19 protein-coding genes are annotated in these 16,945 nt (G+C 73.8%); 18 read left to right on the forward strand and 1 reads right to left on the reverse strand.

The window, feature by feature from the left end:
* Position 1 precedes the first annotated feature (1 nt).
* The 17 genes from rplO to ACRYM0_RS02310 all read left to right on the forward strand — a co-directional run bounded on the left by rplO (position 2) and on the right by ACRYM0_RS02310 (position 13,900).
* On the forward strand, positions 2–463 hold the full coding sequence (gene rplO / locus ACRYM0_RS02230) for a 50S ribosomal protein L15 (RefSeq protein WP_432501687.1): 462 nt from the start codon (positions 2–4) through the stop codon (positions 461–463).
* 200 nt (positions 464–663) lie between these two features.
* Entirely contained in the window at positions 664–1,965 is a 1,302-nt protein-coding gene (gene secY, locus ACRYM0_RS02235) for a preprotein translocase subunit SecY (RefSeq protein WP_432501690.1), read from the forward strand.
* Complete coding sequence (locus ACRYM0_RS02240; RefSeq protein WP_432501692.1) at positions 1,962–2,537, forward strand: adenylate kinase; 576 nt, start codon at positions 1,962–1,964, stop codon at positions 2,535–2,537. Before secY ends, ACRYM0_RS02240 begins: the two co-directional genes overlap by 4 nt.
* Before the next feature lie 9 nt (positions 2,538–2,546).
* Positions 2,547–3,359, forward strand: a complete 813-nt coding sequence (gene map, locus ACRYM0_RS02245) for a type I methionyl aminopeptidase (RefSeq protein ID WP_432501694.1) — start codon at positions 2,547–2,549, stop codon at positions 3,357–3,359.
* A 172-nt stretch (positions 3,360–3,531) separates the two neighbouring features.
* Entirely contained in the window at positions 3,532–3,753 is a 222-nt protein-coding gene (gene infA, locus ACRYM0_RS02250) for a translation initiation factor IF-1 (RefSeq protein WP_012084955.1), read from the forward strand.
* A gap of 73 nt (positions 3,754–3,826) precedes the next feature.
* Entirely contained in the window at positions 3,827–3,940 is a 114-nt protein-coding gene (rpmJ, locus tag ACRYM0_RS02255; RefSeq protein ID WP_012084954.1) for a 50S ribosomal protein L36, read from the forward strand.
* 172 nt (positions 3,941–4,112) lie between these two features.
* Positions 4,113–4,493 (forward strand): 30S ribosomal protein S13, encoded by a 381-nt coding sequence (gene rpsM, locus ACRYM0_RS02260; RefSeq protein WP_432501696.1) that lies wholly within the window; start codon positions 4,113–4,115, stop codon positions 4,491–4,493.
* A 90-nt stretch (positions 4,494–4,583) separates the two neighbouring features.
* Entirely contained in the window at positions 4,584–4,991 is a 408-nt protein-coding gene (rpsK, locus tag ACRYM0_RS02265; protein ID WP_106209584.1) for a 30S ribosomal protein S11, read from the forward strand.
* 158 nt (positions 4,992–5,149) lie between these two features.
* On the forward strand, positions 5,150–6,163 hold the full coding sequence (locus ACRYM0_RS02270) for a DNA-directed RNA polymerase subunit alpha (protein ID WP_432501698.1): 1,014 nt from the start codon (positions 5,150–5,152) through the stop codon (positions 6,161–6,163).
* Between the two features lie 60 nt (positions 6,164–6,223).
* A complete protein-coding gene (gene rplQ / locus ACRYM0_RS02275) occupies positions 6,224–6,862 on the forward strand; it encodes a 50S ribosomal protein L17 (protein WP_432501701.1) in 639 nt (212 codons plus the stop codon).
* An 80-nt stretch (positions 6,863–6,942) separates the two neighbouring features.
* A complete protein-coding gene (gene truA / locus ACRYM0_RS02280; RefSeq protein ID WP_432501703.1) occupies positions 6,943–7,851 on the forward strand; it encodes a tRNA pseudouridine(38-40) synthase TruA in 909 nt (302 codons plus the stop codon).
* A gap of 63 nt (positions 7,852–7,914) precedes the next feature.
* The gene (locus tag ACRYM0_RS02285) at positions 7,915–8,397 is read left to right on the forward strand and encodes a SixA phosphatase family protein (RefSeq protein ID WP_432501705.1); all 483 of its coding nucleotides are present in this window, start codon (positions 7,915–7,917) and stop codon (positions 8,395–8,397) included.
* A 78-nt stretch (positions 8,398–8,475) separates the two neighbouring features.
* On the forward strand, positions 8,476–10,158 hold the full coding sequence (locus tag ACRYM0_RS02290; RefSeq protein WP_432501706.1) for an ABC-F family ATP-binding cassette domain-containing protein: 1,683 nt from the start codon (positions 8,476–8,478) through the stop codon (positions 10,156–10,158).
* Positions 10,159–10,323: 165 nt separating this feature from the next.
* Positions 10,324–10,767 carry a 50S ribosomal protein L13 gene (gene rplM / locus ACRYM0_RS02295; protein WP_432501708.1) on the forward strand — a complete coding sequence of 148 codons (444 nt, stop codon included), beginning with the start codon at positions 10,324–10,326 and terminating at the stop codon, positions 10,765–10,767.
* A gap of 35 nt (positions 10,768–10,802) precedes the next feature.
* The gene (gene rpsI / locus ACRYM0_RS02300; RefSeq protein ID WP_432501709.1) at positions 10,803–11,300 is read left to right on the forward strand and encodes a 30S ribosomal protein S9; all 498 of its coding nucleotides are present in this window, start codon (positions 10,803–10,805) and stop codon (positions 11,298–11,300) included.
* A 112-nt stretch (positions 11,301–11,412) separates the two neighbouring features.
* Complete coding sequence (gene glmM / locus ACRYM0_RS02305) at positions 11,413–12,768, forward strand: phosphoglucosamine mutase (RefSeq protein ID WP_432501711.1); 1,356 nt, start codon at positions 11,413–11,415, stop codon at positions 12,766–12,768.
* Positions 12,769–12,847: 79 nt separating this feature from the next.
* Positions 12,848–13,900, forward strand: coding sequence for a GNAT family N-acetyltransferase (locus ACRYM0_RS02310; RefSeq protein WP_432501713.1), 1,053 nt, complete (start codon positions 12,848–12,850; stop codon positions 13,898–13,900).
* 9 nt (positions 13,901–13,909) lie between these two features.
* On the opposite strand, the gene coaA is transcribed toward ACRYM0_RS02310, so the two are convergent.
* On the reverse strand, positions 13,910–14,893 hold the full coding sequence (gene coaA, locus ACRYM0_RS02315) for a type I pantothenate kinase (RefSeq protein WP_432501801.1): 984 nt from the start codon (positions 14,891–14,893) through the stop codon (positions 13,910–13,912).
* A gap of 157 nt (positions 14,894–15,050) precedes the next feature.
* On the opposite strand from coaA, the gene glmS reads away from it, so the two are divergent.
* Positions 15,051–16,919: a glutamine--fructose-6-phosphate transaminase (isomerizing) gene (glmS, locus tag ACRYM0_RS02320; protein ID WP_432501716.1), complete on the forward strand. Its 1,869-nt coding sequence runs from the start codon at positions 15,051–15,053 to the stop codon at positions 16,917–16,919.
* Positions 16,920–16,945 lie beyond the last annotated feature (26 nt).

The following is a 16,945-nucleotide window of genomic DNA, read 5'->3' on the forward strand; positions in this document are numbered from 1 at the left end:
CATGGCGAACCAGCCGGGCGAGCACGTCCTGAAGCTGCACCACCTGCGCCCCGCCCCGGGCGCGAAGACGGCCAAGACCCGCGTCGGACGCGGTGAGGCCAGCAAGGGCAAGACCGCCGGTCGCGGCACAAAGGGCACCAAGGCCCGCTACTCGGTGCCCGAGGCCTTCGAGGGCGGCCAGATGCCCCTGCACATGCGCCTGCCGAAGCTGCGCGGGTTCAAGAACCCGTTCCGCGTCGAGTACCAGGTCGTCAACCTCGACAAGCTGACCGCGCTCTACCCCGAGGGTGGCGTCGTCACGGTCGAGGACCTGGTCGCGAAGGGCGCCGTCCGCAAGGGCCAGCCCGTCAAGGTCCTCGGCACCGGTGAGGTGACCGTGGCCCTGCAGGTGAGCGCGGACAAGTTCTCCACCTCGGCCGCCGAGAAGATCGCGGCGGCCGGCGGGACGACGACCACGGTCTGAGTCCCCTCAGCTCCACCAGCGCACGGCGGTAGCGGCGAGTGATCGCCCGCTACCGCCGTGTGCGCGTTGTGGGGGACTGTAGGGTGCTCCGGGGGAGACCTCCGCAGCGTGCTGCGCGTCCGCCCCGCAGGTCCTCCGCAAGTCCGTCCTCGAAGTCCACCCGCCGCGCCCCCGGGGCAGCGGTGGCGCAGGAGGTTCACGTGCTCACCGCATTGGCCCGGGCGTTCCGCACGCCGGACCTGCGCCGCAAGCTGCTGTTCACGCTCGGCATCATCGTGCTCGTCCGCGTCGGCTCCTTCGTGCCGACCCCGGGCGTGGACTACTCCGCGGTGCAGCAGTGCATCGCGCTGGCCGAGTCCGGCAACGACCTGCTCGGCCTGGTCAACCTCTTCTCCGGCGGCGCGCTGCTGCAGCTGAGCATCTTCGCGCTCGGGATCATGCCGTACATCACGGCGAGCATCATCATCCAGCTGCTCACCGTCGTGATCCCCCGCTTCGAGGCGCTGAAGAAGGAGGGCCAGCAGGGCACGACCAAGCTGACCCAGTACACGCGCTACCTGACCATCGCGCTGGCCGTGCTGCAGTCGACGACCTACGTGACGATCGCGCGCGACCCCTCGCGGCTCTTCGGCACCGCCTGCAACGCCGAGGTGGTCCCCGACCAGAGCATCCCGGTCATCGTCCTCATGGTGATGACCATGACCGCCGGCACCGGGCTGATCATGTGGCTGGGGGAGCTGGTCACCGAGCGGGGCGTCGGCAACGGCATGTCCCTGCTCATCTTCACCCAGATCGCCGCCGGCTTCCCCACGTCGCTGTGGAGCATCCAGCGCGAGCGCGGCACCCTGACCTTCGCCGCCGTCCTGCTCATGGGCCTGGTCGTGGTCGCCGCCGTCGTCGCCGTCGAGCAGTCCCAGCGGCGCGTGCCGGTGCAGTACGCCAAGCGCATGATCGGTCGGCGCGTGTACGGCGGGAGCTCCACGTACATCCCGCTGAAGGTCAACATGGCCGGCGTCATCCCGATCATCTTCGCCTCGTCGCTGCTGTACCTGCCGGCGCTGGTGGGGCAGTTCAGCGACCAGAGCGCGGGCTGGGTCGTGTGGATCAACGCGCACCTGGTCACCGGCGACCACCCGATCTACATGGCCGCCTACTTCCTGCTCATCGTCTTCTTCGCGTACTTCTACGTCGCGATCACGTTCAACCCGGACGAGGTCGCCGAGAACATGCGCAAGTACGGCGGCTTCATCCCCGGCGTGCGCGCCGGCCGGCCGACCGCCGAGTACCTCGACTACATCCTCACGCGCATCACCCTGCCAGGCTCGCTGTACCTGGGGCTCGTCTCGCTGCTTCCCCTGATCGCACTGGTGGCGTTCAATGCCAACGCGAACTTCCCCTTCGGGGGCACGTCGATCCTGATCATCGTCGGGGTGGGCCTCGAGACGGTGAAGCAGATCGAGTCCCAGCTCCAGCAGCGCAACTACGAAGGGTTCTTGCGATGACTCGTCTCGTCCTCCTCGGTCCGCCCGGTGCCGGCAAGGGCACCCAGGCCAAGCTCCTGTCCGAGCGGCTGGGCGTCCCGGCCATCTCGACGGGCGACATCTTCCGCGCCAACGTCGCGCAGGGCACCGAGCTCGGCGTGGCCGCGAAGGAGTACCTGGACGCGGGCAAGTACGTGCCCGACTCGGTGACGAACGAGATGGTCCGCGACCGCCTCGCGCAGCCGGACGCCGCCGGGGGCTTCATCCTGGACGGGTACCCGCGCACCGCCGACCAGGTGCGCGAGCTCGAGGACATGCTCGCGGCCGCCGGCGCCAAGCTGGACCGCGTCCTGGAGATCACCGCCGACACCGACGAGCTCGTGCGCCGGCTGACCCGGCGAGCCTCCATCGAGGGGCGCAGCGACGACACCGAGGACGTCATCCGCACCCGCCAGGAGGTGTACGCCGAGCAGACCGCCCCGCTGGTGGCGCTCTACTCCGAGCGGGGCCTGCTGCGCAGCGTGGACGGCCTGGGCGAGGTGCCCGAGGTGACCGCCCGCCTGCTGGACGCCCTCGCCTCCGACGCCGGCTGAGGGGCCGCCTTGTTCGGGCGCGAGCGCATCGAGGTCAAGACGCCGGAGCAGGTCGTCGCCATGCGCCGGGCGGGGCTGCTGACGCACGCGGCCCTGGAGAGCGCCCGGGCCGCGTTGCGGCCGGGCATCACGACGCGGGAGCTGGACGCCGTCGCCGCGGAGGTCATCCGGGCCGGCGGGGGCACCTCCAACTTCCTCGGCTACCACGGCTACCCGGCGACGCTGTGCATCTCCGTGAACCAGGTCGTGGTCCACGGCATCCCCGGCGACCAGGTGCTCGCCGAGGGCGACGTGGTCTCGATCGACGGCGGGGCGATCGTCGACGGCTGGCACGGGGACTCGGCCTTCACCGCGATCGTGGGCGAGCCCGCCGACCCCGCGGACGTGGAGCTCGTGGAGACCACCCGCAGGGCCCTGTGGGCCGGCATCGCCGCGCTGGACCGCCGGGGGCGCGTCGGGGACGTCGGGGCCGCGGTGGAGGACGCCGTCGACGGCCGCTTCGGCATCGTCGACGGGTACACCGGCCACGGCATCGGCACGGCCATGCACATGGCGCCGGAGGTGCTCAACTACCGGGTCCGCGAGCGCGGCCCCAAGGTCCGCCCGGGCATGTGCCTGGCGGTGGAGCCGATGTGCACCCGCGGGGGCGTCGAGACCGACGTGCTCGCCGACGAGTGGACCGTGGTGACCTCCGACGGTTCCCGGGCCGCGCACTGGGAGCACACCGTGGCCGTCATGGAGGAGGGCCTGTGGGTGCTCACCGCTCCGGACGGGGGAGCCTCCGAGCTGCTCCCGCTGGGCATCCACGTGCCTCAGTCGTGAGGCGCTAGTGGTTGCGGTGCAGCGCATCCCACCCACCGGCTGTCGCGGATTTCCTCTGCGGCACGCCGTGGACTAAGCTTGACCGTCGGTTCGCCATGCCCTCGTCCCGGAGCCTCGGGCCTGGGTGGAGCGGGCGGACACTGAACCGACACTTGATGGAAAAGCGGAGGACATGCCGAAGAAGGACGGCGTCATCGAGATCGAAGGCACCGTGATCGAAGCCCTGCCGAACGCGATGTTCCGCGTGGAGCTCAGCAACGGTCACAAGGTGCTCGCCCACATCTCGGGGAAGATGCGGCAGCACTACATCCGCATCCTCCCGGAGGACCGGGTGGTCGTCGAGCTCAGCCCCTACGACCTGTCCCGCGGGCGCATCGTCTACCGCTACAAGTGACCCCCCCACTGGCCGCCGGCCGTACTCCCGCCACGCCCGTGGCCGGGGTCAGGTCTGCACGACCGGAGACACGATGAAGGTCAAGCCGAGCGTCAAGAAGATCTGCGACAAGTGCAAGGTGATCCGCCGTCACGGCCGGGTCATGATCATCTGCGAGAACCTGCGCCACAAGCAGCGCCAGGGCTGATCGCAGCACCCCCGCCGCCGGGCCACGCAGCCGGCGGCACCCATCGCAGCACCAGCTCGTCCCGGTGGACCACCGGGACGGGCGACACCCCCGGTCGGAGGCCGGGGACCCGCCCGAGGAAGGTGGGAGCGGTGCTGCGTCAGACCTCCGCGACAGAAGAGGGACCACCCACATGGCACGCCTCGTCGGCGTCGACCTCCCCCGCGAGAAGCGGCTGGAGATCGCGCTCACGTACATCTACGGCGTCGGGCGCACCCGCGCCAAGGAGACGCTGACCGCCACCGGCGTCAGCCCGGACGTCCGCGTCCGCGACCTGTCGGACGACGAGCTCGTCGCGCTGCGCGACCACATCGAGGGCAACTACCGCGTCGAGGGTGACCTCCGCCGCGAGGTGGCCGCCGACATCCGCCGCAAGGTCGAGATCGGCACCTACCAGGGTCTTCGGCACCGCCGCGGCCTGCCCGTCCGCGGGCAGCGCACCAAGACCAACGCCCGCACCCGCAAGGGCCCCAAGCGCACCGTGGCCGGCAAGAAGAAGGCCGGTCGCAAGTAAGCAGTGCGCGGCCCTCCGGGTCGCCTCGCGGACCGTCCACCGGTTCGCCCTCGAACTCACTCGTCGCAGTCCACCAGGAGTCCGGACACCATGCCTCCCAAGAGCCGCCAGGCCACGGCGACGCGCAAGCCGCGTCGCAAGGAGAAGAAGAACGTCGCGCACGGCCACGCGCACATCAAGAGCACGTTCAACAACACGATCGTCTCGATCACCGACCCCACCGGTGCGGTGATCGCCTGGGCCTCCGCCGGCCAGGTCGGTTTCAAGGGGTCGCGCAAGTCCACCCCGTTCGCCGCGCAGATGGCGGCCGAGGCCGCCGCCCGCCGGGCCCAGGAGCACGGCATGCGCAAGGTCGACGTCTTCGTCAAGGGTCCCGGCTCCGGCCGCGAGACCGCGATCCGCTCCCTGCAGGCCACCGGCCTGGAGGTCGGCGCGATCCAGGACGTCACCCCCAGCCCGCACAACGGCTGCCGGCCCCCGAAGCGCCGGCGCGTCTGACCCGGTGACGACGCCGGCCGCACCCCCGGGGTGCGGCCGGCGTCCCGCCGACCGGCAGGTACCGGTCGAGCCAGAGCCAGAGCCAGACCCCGTCGGTGGACCGATGCTGACGGGCGTGCGGGGCGTCATATGGCGGACGCCCGCGGGAAGGAACCTCCGTGCTGATCGCACAGCGCCCCACCCTGACCGAAGACGTCGTCGACGAGTACCGCTCGCGCTTCGTCATCGAGCCCCTCGAGCCCGGTTTCGGGTACACCCTCGGCAACTCGCTGCGCCGGACCCTGCTGTCCTCCATCCCGGGGGCGGCCGTGACGAGCCTGCGCATCGACGGCGTCCTGCACGAGTTCACCAGCGTGCCGGGGGTCAAGGAGGACGTCACCGAGATCGTCCTCAACGTCAAGAACCTCGTGGTCTCCTCGGAGCACGACGAGCCCGTCGTGATGTACCTGCGCAAGCAGGGGCCCGGCGCCGTGACCGCCGCCGACATCGCGCCGCCGGCGGGTGTCGAGGTGCACAACCCCGACCTGCACATCGCCACCCTGAACGGCAAGGGCAAGCTCGAGATGGAGCTGACGGTCGAGCGCGGCCGCGGCTACGTCTCGGCGGCGCAGAACAAGTCCGGCGAGCAGGAGATCGGCCGCATCCCGGTCGACTCCATCTACTCGCCCGTGCTGAAGGTGACGTACAAGGTCGAGGCCACCCGCGTCGAGCAGCGGACCGACTTCGACCGCCTCGTCGTCGACGTCGAGACCAAGCACGCCATCACCCCCCGCGACGCCGTCGCCTCCGCCGGCAAGACGCTCGTGGAGCTGTTCGGCCTGGCCCGGGAGCTCAACGTCGAGGCCGAGGGCATCGACATGGGCCCCTCGCCCACCGACGCCGCGCTCGCCGCCGACCTCGCGCTGGAGATCGAGGCGCTGGACCTGACGGTCCGCTCCTACAACTGCCTCAAGCGCGAGGGCATCCACACCGTCGGCGAACTGGTCTCGCGCAGCGAGGCCGACCTGCTCGACATCCGCAACTTCGGGCAGAAGTCCATCGACGAGGTGAAGGCCAAGCTGGCCGGCATGGGCCTGCACCTCAAGGACTCCCCGCCCGGGTTCGACCCGAGCACCGCCGTCAACGACTTCGAGGAGGACGACTCGTCCTTCGCCGAGGACGAGCAGCTCTGACCGTCCGCTGACCGTCACCCCGCACCGGGGTGACGGAGACCTTCGAGGAGATCGACAACCATGCCCACCCCCACCAAGGGTCCGCGGCTCGGCGGCGGGCCGGCCCACGAGAAGCTCATCCTCGCCAACCTGGCGACCTCGCTCTTCGAGCACCGCAGCATCACCACGACCGAGGCCAAGGCCCGCCGCCTGCGCCCGTTCGCGGAGAAGCTGATCACCTTCGCCAAGAAGGGCGACCTCGCGTCGCGCCGCCAGGTGATGAAGACGGTGCGCGACAAGTCCGTCGTGCACTTCCTCTTCACCGAGATCGGCCCGGCCATGGCCGAGCGCCAGGGCGGCTACACCCGCATCGTCAAGATCGGCCCCCGCAAGGGCGACAACGCCCCCATGGCGGTCATCCAGCTCGTCATGGAGCCGGTCAGCGCGAAGCAGGCCACCGTGCGCGAGGCCGAGCGGGCCGCCGCCGGTGCCGCTGCGGCCTCCTCGGCCGCCGCGGTCGCCGCCGACGCCGAGGCGGGCGCCGCCGCGGCGGAGGAGCCGGTCGAGCCCGGCAGCGTCGACCAGCCCGACACCCTGCCCGAGGGCGACACCGCCGACACCGGCGTCGAGCTCGACGCCGCCGAGGCGGACCCGGCCGACGAGACCACCGGCACCACGCCGGTGACCGACACCGAGGGCACCACCGAGGACAAGGCCTGAGCGCCACCCCCTCGAGCACCGGCGAGCCCGCCCTCCCCACCGGGGAGGGCGGGCTCGACCGCTCCACGGCCCCGGACGCCGTGCGCGGCGGCACCACCGCGGCGGCGGTGCGGCTGCGCCTGGACCTGGGCTACGACGGCGCCGGCTTCGCCGGCTGGGCCGAGCAGCCCGGCCTGCGCACCGTGCAGGGGGAGCTGACCGCCGCCCTGGGCCGGGTGCTGCGGCTGGAGCCGGCCCCGCGCCTGACCGTCGCCGGACGCACCGACTCCGGGGTGCACGCGAGCGGCCAGGTGGCCCACGTGGACGTCCCGGCCGAGGCGCTGGCGGCCGCGCCCGGCCGTTCCGGTTCCACGCCCGAGGAGGCGCTGCTGCGGCGCCTGGCGGGGGTGCTGCCCGCCGACGTCCGCGTGCACGCGGTCCGCCGGGCCCCGGACGGCTTCGACGCCCGCTTCTCCGCGTCGCGCCGCCGGTACGCCTACCGCGTCAGCGACCACCCCGCCGGGGTGCCGCCGCTGCGCCGCCACGACGTGCTGGGGCACCGCCGCCCCCTGGACGTGGCCGCCATGGACGCCGCCTCGCGCGCCCTGGTGGGGCTGCACGACTTCGCCGCCTACTGCAAGCCCCGCCAGGGCGCCACCACCGTGCGCACGCTCCTGGCCTACTCCTGGCGGCGCGAGGAGGCGGGCCCCGACGCCGGGCTGCTCGTGGCCGACGTGCGGGCGGACGCCTTCTGCCACTCCATGGTGCGGGCCCTGGTGGGCGCGGCGCTGGCCGTGGGGGAGGGACGGCGCGACGCCGACTGGCCCGCGCACGTGCTGCTGCGCGGGCTGCGCGACCCCGCCGTGGCCGTCGTGCCCCCGCACGGGCTGTGCCTGGAGGAGGTCGTCTACCCGCCCGACGCCGACCTCGCCGCCCGGGCCCGGCAGGCGCGCGCCGTGCGCCCGCCGCTGCCGCCGCGCCCCGGTGGGCCCGGCGCGCCGGCGCGCTGAAGCGCTCCCGCGGGGGGCGGGGGTGCCTGCCGCCGGCGCGCAGCGGTGGGGCAGGCTTGCGCCGTGCCCACGCTCGTCCTCGTCCGCCACGCCAAGGCGGACACGCCCCTCGGTCTGCAGGACATCGCCCGCCCCCTCACCGAGCGGGGCCGCGCCGATGCGGCCGCCGCCGGCCGCTGGCTGTCCGAGCACGTCGCCGCCCCCGACCTGCTGGTGACCTCGCCCGCGCGGCGCACCGAGGAGACCACCGCCCGCCTGCTGGACGCCTGGGGCGTCGAGCCCGCGGTCGTCGACGAGGAGCGCGTCTACGAGGCCTCCGTCGGCGACCTGCTGCGCCTGGTGCGCGGGCTGGACACCGACCGCCCCGAGGCCGTCGTCGTCCTCGTGGGGCACAACCCGGGCCTCAGCGACCTCGCCGAGGTCCTCACCGGGCAGGTGCAGCAGCTGCGCACCGCGGGCATCGCCGTGCTGGACGTGTCGGGCGAGTGGGCCGACGCGGACAGCACCGGCTGCGTGCTGCGCGCGGTGCACACCGCCCGGGCGTAGCCACCGCCCGGGCCGACGCCCGCGGCGGGCCCGGGAAACCGGGCGCGTCCCGGCTCGGGGCCGGGGCAGACTGCCCCCGTGGGTCACGTCGACGTCCAGGCCGTCAGTCACGAGCTGCCCGACGGGCGGCCGCTGCTGAACGAGGTGTCCTTCCGCGTCGCCGACGGGACCACCACCGCGCTGGTGGGTCCCAACGGCACAGGCAAGACGACGCTGCTGCGGCTGATCGCCGGTGACGAGCCGGTGCAGGCCGGGGCCGTGGCGCGCAGCGGCGGGCTGGGCGTCATGCGGCAGTTCGTGGGCTCGGTCCGGGACGGCACCACCGTCGGCGAGCTGCTGGTCTCGGTGGCCCCGCCGCAGCTGCGCCGGGCCGCCGAGGCCCTGGACGCCGCCGAGCTGGCGATGCTGGAGACCGACGCGGAGCGCGAGCAGATGCGCTACGCGCAGGCCATCGCGGACTACGCCGACGCCGGCGGCTACGACGCCGAGGTCGGCTGGGACGAGTGCGCCACCGCCGCCCTGGGCGTCGGCTTCGAGGCCTGCCGGCACCGGCTGGTGCGCACCCTGTCCGGCGGGGAGCAGAAGCGCCTGGTGCTGGAGGCGCTCCTGCGCGGTCCCGACGAGGTGCTGCTGCTGGACGAGCCGGACAACTACCTGGACGTGCCCGGCAAGCGCTGGCTGGAGGAGCAGCTGCGCGCCACCGGCAAGTCGGTGCTGCTGGTCAGCCACGACCGCCAGCTGCTGTCCGCGGCGGCGGACCGCATCGTGACGCTGGAGCCGGGGGCCCTCGGCGCGGTCTCGTGGGTGCACGGCGGGTCCTTCGCCACCTACGGCGAGGCGCGCGCCGCGCGGGGGGAGCGGCTGGAGGAGCTGCGCAGGCGCTGGGACGAGGAGCGCGTGAAGCTGCGGGCGCTCGTGGTGACCCTGCGCGAGAGGTCGAAGTTCAACGACGGCATGGCCTCGCGCTACGCCGCTGCGCAGACGCGGCTGGCGCGGTTCGAGGAGGCCGGCCCGCCGCAGGCGCCGCCGGCCGTCCAGGACGTGCGGATGCGGCTGCGCGGCGGGCGCACCGGCAAGCGCGCGGTGGTCTGCGAGCGGCTGGGGCTGACGGGCCTGATGCAGCCGTTCGACGCCGAGCTGCACCTGGGCGACCGCGTCGCCGTCCTGGGCTCCAACGGCTCGGGCAAGTCGCACTTCCTGCGGCTGCTGGCCGCCGGCGGCTCCGACCCGGACGCCGAGCACGCGCCCGTCGACGAGCAGGCCGTCGCACCCGTGCCGCACACCGGCACGGTGCGGCTGGGCGCGCGGGTGCGGCCGGGCTGGTTCGCGCAGACGCACGAGCAGCCGGCCCTGGTGGGCCGCTCCCTGCTGGACGTGCTGCACCGCGGCACCGCGCACCGCGCCGGGCTGGACCGCGAGGCGGCCTCGCGGGCCCTGGACCGCTACGGGCTGGCGGCGGCCGCCGAGCAGCGCTTCGAGCACCTCTCCGGCGGGCAGCAGGCTCGCCTGCAGATCCTGCTGCTGGAGCTCTCGGGCGCCACGCTGCTGCTGCTGGACGAGCCGACGGACAACCTGGACCTGCACTCGGCGGAGGCCCTGGAGCAGGCGCTGGGCGCGTTCGAGGGCACGGTGGTGGCCGTCACGCACGACCGCTGGTTCGCCCGCGGCTTCGACCGCTTCCTCGTCTTCGGCGCCGACGGCAGGGTCACCGAGAGCAGCGAGCCGGTGTGGGACGTGGCCCGGGTGGCGCGGGCGCGCTGAGCCGCCCGGACCCGCGCCACGCAGCCGTTTTGACCCTTCGGCTCATCGCCGGGTAACGTCATGGGTCGTTGTGCCCACGCAGTGCCTGTCAGCCCGGTTCCCGGAGCCGGCGGCCCCGAGCGCGGGCCCGTTCCGCAACTGTTCTCGAGGAGATGGGCAAGCCCCGTGCGCACGTTCACCCCGAAGCCCGGCGACATCGACCGCCGCTGGCTCGTCATCGACGCGGAGGACGTGGTCCTGGGTCGCCTGGCGTCTCAGACCGCCGTGCTCCTCCGCGGCAAGCACAAGCCGACCTTCGCGCCGCACGTCGACGGCGGCGACTACGTCGTCATCGTCAACGCCGCGAAGGTGGCCCTGACGGGCTCCAAGCGCGACCAGAAGATCGCGTACCGGCACTCCGGCTACCCGGGCGGCCTGAAGGCCACCGGTTACACCGAGCTGCTGGAGAAGAACCCCGAGAAGGCCGTCGAGAAGGCCATCCGCGGGATGCTGCCCAAGAACTCGCTGGGACGGCAGATGCTGGCCAAGCTCAAGGTCTACGCCGGCCCGGAGCACCCCCACGCGGCGCAGCAGCCGCAGCCCTTCGAGCTGACCCAGGTCGCGCAGTGAGCACTGCGCCCACTGCGAACTGACTGAGGAGAACCGTGGCCGAGTACACCACCGAGACCGTCGACGACATCACCGAGACCGACGAGTTCACCGGCACCTACACCAGCGAGTCCGCGCAGCCGCAGACCGGCGGCAGCAGCGTGATCGCCCCCAGCGGGGCCACCGGCCGCCGCAAGGAGGCCGTCGCGCGCGTGCGCATCGTCCCCGGCTCCGGCAAGTGGACGATCAACGGCCGTGAGCTGGACAGCTACTTCCCGAACAAGGTGCACCAGCAGCTCGTCAACGAGCCGTTCCGCGTCACCGCGCTCGAGGGGTCCTTCGACGTGATCGCCCGCATCCACGGCGGGGGTTCCTCCGGTCAGGCCGGCGCGCTGCGCCTCGGCGTGGCCCGGGCCCTGAACGCGGTGGACCTGGAGGCGAACCGCCCGGCGCTGAAGAAGGCCGGGTTCCTGACCCGCGACCCGCGCGCCATCGAGCGCAAGAAGGCCGGTCTGAAGAAGGCCCGCAAGGCGCCGCAGTTCAGCAAGCGCTGATCCGCGCCCGCTGCGGCGGGCACGAACGCACGAACACCGCACGGCCCCGGGGTACACGCCCCGGGGCCGTCGTGGTGTCAGGAAGCATTGGACCGAGTGGGGGACGGGCGCAGTGGGACGGCTCTTCGGCACCGACGGGGTGCGTGGTCTGGCGAACGTCGACCTGACGGCGGACATGGCGCTGGGGTTGTCGGTCGCTGCCGCCACCGTGCTCGCCGAGCCCGGCGGTGGGGCCCACCCGCGCGCCCTCGTGGCCCGCGACCCGCGCGTGTCCGGGCAGTTCCTGTCCGCGGCCGTCGTGGCCGGCCTGGCCAGCGCCGGGGTGGACGTGCTCGACGTGGGGGTCGTGCCGACCCCGGCGCTGGCGCACCTGGTCGGCGAGTCCGGCGCCGACTTCGGCGTCATGCTGTCCGCCTCGCACAACCCCATGCCCGACAACGGCCTGAAGATCTTCGCCCGCGGCGGCACCAAGCTGCCCGACGAGGTCGAGGACGCCGTCGAGCGCGAGTTCCGCTCCGGCGCGGGGCGCCGCCCCACCGGTGCGGCCGTGGGCCGCGTGCACTCCGGCCCGGACGTCGAGCAGGACGCCGCCGACACCTACGCCGCGCACCTGCTGTCCACCCTGCCGAACCGGCTGGACGGCCTGCACGTGGTGGTGGACTGCGCCAACGGCGCGGCCAGCGCCATCGCCCCGCGGGTGCTCGCCGAGGCCGGCGCCCGCGTCACCACGCTGTTCGCGCACCCCGACGGGCTGAACATCAACGACGGCTGCGGTTCCACCCACCTGGGCCCGCTCACCGAGGCCGTGCTCGCCCACGGCGCCGACGTCGGCATCGCCCACGACGGCGACGCCGACCGGTGCCTGGCCGTGGACGCCGCCGGGCACGTCGTCGACGGCGACCAGATCCTCGCGGTGCTGGCCCTGGCGCTGCGCGACCGCGGCGAGCTGCGCGAATCCACCCTCGTGGCCACCGTGATGAGCAACCTGGGCCTGCGCCTGGCCATGCGCCGCGAGGGCGTGCGCATGGTGGAGACGGCCGTCGGGGACCGCTACGTGCTGGAGGCCCTGGGAGCCGGTGGCTGGAGCATCGGCGGCGAGCAGAGCGGCCACGTGGTGCTGCCCGCGCACGCCACCACGGGCGACGGCGTCCTGACCGCCCTGCACCTGCTGGCGCGGGTGACGGGCACCGGTCGCTCCCTGGCCGACCTGGCGAGCGTCGTGCAGCGGCTGCCGCAGGTGCTCGTCAACGTGCGCGGGGTGGACAAGTCCCGCGCCGGTGCCGACGAGGAGCTGCGCGACGCCGTCGCGGCGGCCGAGGCGGAGCTGGGGGAGACCGGCCGGGTGCTGCTGCGCCCCAGCGGCACCGAGCCGCTGGTGCGGGTCATGGTCGAGGCCGCGCACACCGCGCACGCCCAGGAGATCGCCGACCGCCTCGCCGGGGTCGTGCAGCGGCGACTGGCCCTCTGAGGCGCCGGCGGGCGGCGACCCCCGCCCGGCCGGCGAAAACCCCTCGACGGTGCGGCCCGCGCACCGGCTCACTGGTGCCGTGCGCATCGCGACGACCTGCACCGACGACCCGCACCGCGGCGCGTGGGCCGCGGAGCACTTCGACGACTGGTACGCGGCGCTGGCCGCCGGCGAGTCCCACGGCCGCGCGGACCCGGCGCTGTGGCCGCCCGGGGAACGGCGCGCCCAGCTCGAGCACGGCACCGTCGACGAGCGCATCCACCTGCTGCTGGCCCGCGGCGCGGACGGCACCCCGCTGGGCGCGGGCGAGGTGTGGCTGCCCGTGCACGACAACCTCCACCTCGCGCTCGTCGACGTCGCCGTGCCGGTGCAGCACCGCCGCCGCGGGGTGGGCACCGCCCTGCTGCGCGCGGCGCTGGACGTGGCCGGGACCGCCGGGCGCACCCGCGTCCGTTCGACCACCGAGCGGCCCGTGGGCGTCGCCGCCGGCGACTGGCCGGGCTCGGCGGCCGCGGCCGCGTGGGGCCTGCCCGTGGCGCAGGTGGCGGCCCGGCGCCAGCTGCTGCTGCCGCCGGCGCCGGGACTGCTGCGGGAGCTGGAGCGCACCGCCGCTGCGCGCGCGACGGGGTACGCGGTGCGGACCTGGAGCGGGCCGGTCGCGCAGGCCGACGTCGACGCGCTCGCGCACCTCGCCTCGCGGATGAGCACCGACGCCCCGCAGGGCGAGCTGAGCACCGCCCCGGAGGTGTGGGACGCCGAGCGGGTGCGCGCCGGCGAGGCCCTGCGCGTGGCGCAGGGCCGCCGGTGGTGGACGGCGCTCGCCGTGGCCCCGGACGGCGGACCCGCCGGGTACACGGTCCTGGTCTGCTCCCGCCACGAGCCCCGGCGGCTGCTGCAGCACGACACCCTGGTGGTGCGCGAGCACCGCGGGCACCGGCTGGGGCTGCTGCTGAAGGTGGCGTGCCTGCGCGCGGCGCTGCGCGACGTGCCCGCCGCCGAGCGGGTCACCACCTGGAACGCGGTGGAGAACGCGCCGGTGATCGCCGTCAACGAGGCGATGGGCTTCCGCTGCGACGAGGTCGTCGAGGAGCTGGAGGCGCCGATCGAGCGGGTCCGCGCAGCGCTGGGGTGACGCCGTCGTTCAGATCTTGCGCAGCCGCACCTGCTGCACGGCGTGGTCGGGGCCCTTGCGCAGCACGCACGTGGCGCGGCCCCGCGTGGGACGCACGTTGCCCACCAGGTTCGGTTCGTTGATGTCCGCCCAGATCTGCTCCGCCCGCGCCACCGCCTCCTCGTCGCTGAGCTCGGCGTAGCGGCGGAAGTACGACTGCGGCCGGTTGAACGCGGTGCGGCGCAGCTCCAGGAAGCGGGAGACGTACCAGGAGCGCACGTCGTCGGTGCGGGCGTCCACGTACAGGGAGAAGTCGAAGTAGTCGCTCACGGCCACGCCCTGCGTGCCGTCGGCGCGGACCCGCGCCGGCTGCAGCACGTTCAGGCCCTCCACGATGAGCACGTCGGGGCGGCGCACCACGATCTCCTCGCCGGGCACGATGTCGTACGTCAGGTGCGAGTACACCGGCGCACGCACCTCCGCGGCCCCCGACTTCACGCCCGAGACGAACCGCAGCAGCGCCCTGCGGTCGTAGGACTCCGGGAACCCCTTGCGGTGCAGCAGGCCGCGCCGCTCCAGCTCCGCGTTCGGCAGCAGGAACCCGTCGGTGGTCACCAGCTCGACGTGCGGCGTCTCGGGCCAGTGGGACAGCAGCTCGCGCAGCACGCGCGCCGTGGTGGACTTGCCCACCGCGACGGAACCGGCCACGCCGACCACGAACGGGGTGCGCCGGGCGCGCTCGCCGAGGAACGTCGACGTCGCCGCGTGCAGGCTGCCCGTGGCGCGCTCGTACAGCGTCAGCAGCCGCGACAGCGGCAGGTACACCTCCTCCACCTCGCGCAGGTCGACCCGGTCGCCCAGGCCGCGCAGCCGCGCCACGTCCTCGGCGGTCAGGGTCAGGGGGGTCGAGGCCCGCAGGCGGCTCCACTCGCCGCGGTCCAGCACGACGTACGGAGAGGCTTCGCGGGAGGGGTCGGGCGCGGCCGGCGGCTTCGCCGACGACGTCCCGGGCAGGGGTCCGGCCGTGCTCACCGGCGGCACGGTACCCGTTGCCGGTCGTGGCCCCGGCGCTCCACCCGGTCCGGGGGTGCCCCCGGACGGGTGGAGTCGCACAGCGCGTGCACACCGAGCTCCCGGTCCGGGCCGGGAACGGACCGTACGCTTGCGAACCATGTGCGGCATCGTGGGCTACGTCGGGCGACCCGGGACAACGGGCGCGGGGGAGGACGGCGCCGCCGTCGTCCTGGAGGGGCTGCGGCGGCTGGAGTACCGCGGGTACGACTCGGCGGGCATCGCCGTCGTGACCGGCGCGGGGGTCGACGTGCGCAAGCGCGCCGGCAAGCTCGCCAACCTCGTCGAGCTGCTCGACGCCGACCCGCTGCCGGCGGCGGGCACCGCGATCGGGCACACCCGCTGGGCCACCCACGGCGGCCCCACCGACGCCAACGCGCACCCGCACGTCGACGGCACCGGCCGCGTCGCGGTGATCCACAACGGCATCGTCGAGAACTTCGCGGTGCTGCGCGCCGAGCTGGTCGAGGCGGGCGTGGAGTTCACCAGCGAGACCGACACCGAGGTCGTCGCGCACCTGCTCGGCGCCGAGCACGAGCGCACCAGCGACCTCACCGAGGCGATGCGCGCGGTGTGCGCCCGGCTCGAGGGCGCCTTCACGCTGCTGGCCGTGCACGCCGACACCCCCGGCGTCATCGTCGGCGCGCGCCGCAACTCCCCGCTGGTCGTCGGGCTGGGCGAGGGCGCGAACTACCTCGGCTCGGACGTGGCGGCGTTCATCGCGCACACGCGCGAGGCGCTGGAGCTGGGCCAGGACCAGGTCGTCACCATCACCCCCGAGCGCGTGGACGTCGTCGGCTTCGACGGCACCCCCGCGCAGGGGCGGCGCTTCCACGTCGACTGGGACGCCTCGGCCGCGGAGAAGGGCGGTTTCCCCAGCTTCATGGCCAAGGAGATCCACGACCAGCCGCAGGCCATCGCGGACACCCTGCTGGGGCGCACCGACACCACCGGCCGCCTGCAGCTGGACGAGATGAAGATCTCCGAGGCGGAGCTGCGCAGCGTCGACAAGATCGTCGTCGTCGCCTGCGGCACCGCCGCCTACGCCGGGCAGGTCGCCAAGTACGCGATCGAGCACTGGTGCCGCATCCCCGTGGAGGTGGAGCTCGCCCACGAGTTCCGCTACCGCGACCCCGTGGTCTCCGAGCGCACGCTCGTCGTGGCGATCTCGCAGTCCGGCGAGACCATGGACACGATCATGGCGGTGCGCCACGCCCGCGAGCAGGGCGCCAAGGTGCTCGCGATCTGCAACACCAACGGCTCCACGATCCCCCGCGAGTCCGACGCCGCGCTGTACACGCACGCCGGCCCGGAGATCGCGGTGGCCTCCACCAAGGCGTTCCTCGCGCAGATCACCGCCTGCTACCTGCTGGGGCTGTACCTGGCGCAGCTGCGGGGCAACAAGTTCGCCGACGAGGTCGCCGAGGTGCTCGAGCAGCTGCACGAGGTCCCCGGGCAGGTGCGCCAGGTCCTCGACGGCCTGGAGCAGGTGCGCGACATCGCCCGGTCCATGGCCGACACCCGCTCGGTGCTGTTCCTGGGCCGGCACGTGGGCTACCCGGTGGCGATGGAGGGAGCGCTCAAGCTCAAGGAGCTGGCGTACATCCACGCCGAGGGGTTCGCCGCCGGCGAGCTCAAGCACGGCCCCATCGCCCTGGTCGAGCCCGGCCAGCCGGTGTTCGTCGTGGTGCCCAGCCCGCGCGGGCGCGACTCCCTGCACGCCAAGGTCGTCTCCAACATCCAGGAGGTGCGCGCCCGCGGCGCCCGCACCCTCGTCATCGCCGAGCAGGGCGACACCGACGTCGAGCCGTTCGCCGACGTCGTCATCCGCGTACCGCGCACGTCCACGCTGCTGTCCCCGCTGCTGGCCGTGGTGCCGCTGCAGGTGTTCGCGTGCGAGCTCGCCACCGCCAAGGGCCTGGACGTCGACCAGCCGCGCAACCTCGCCAAGTCCGTCACCGTCGAGTGAGGTGACCCCGCCGCGTGCGGCCCGGA

The sequence above is a fragment of the Kineococcus arenarius subsp. arenarius genome (assembly GCF_050871845.1).
Taxonomy (GTDB): domain Bacteria; phylum Actinomycetota; class Actinomycetes; order Actinomycetales; family Kineococcaceae; genus Kineococcus.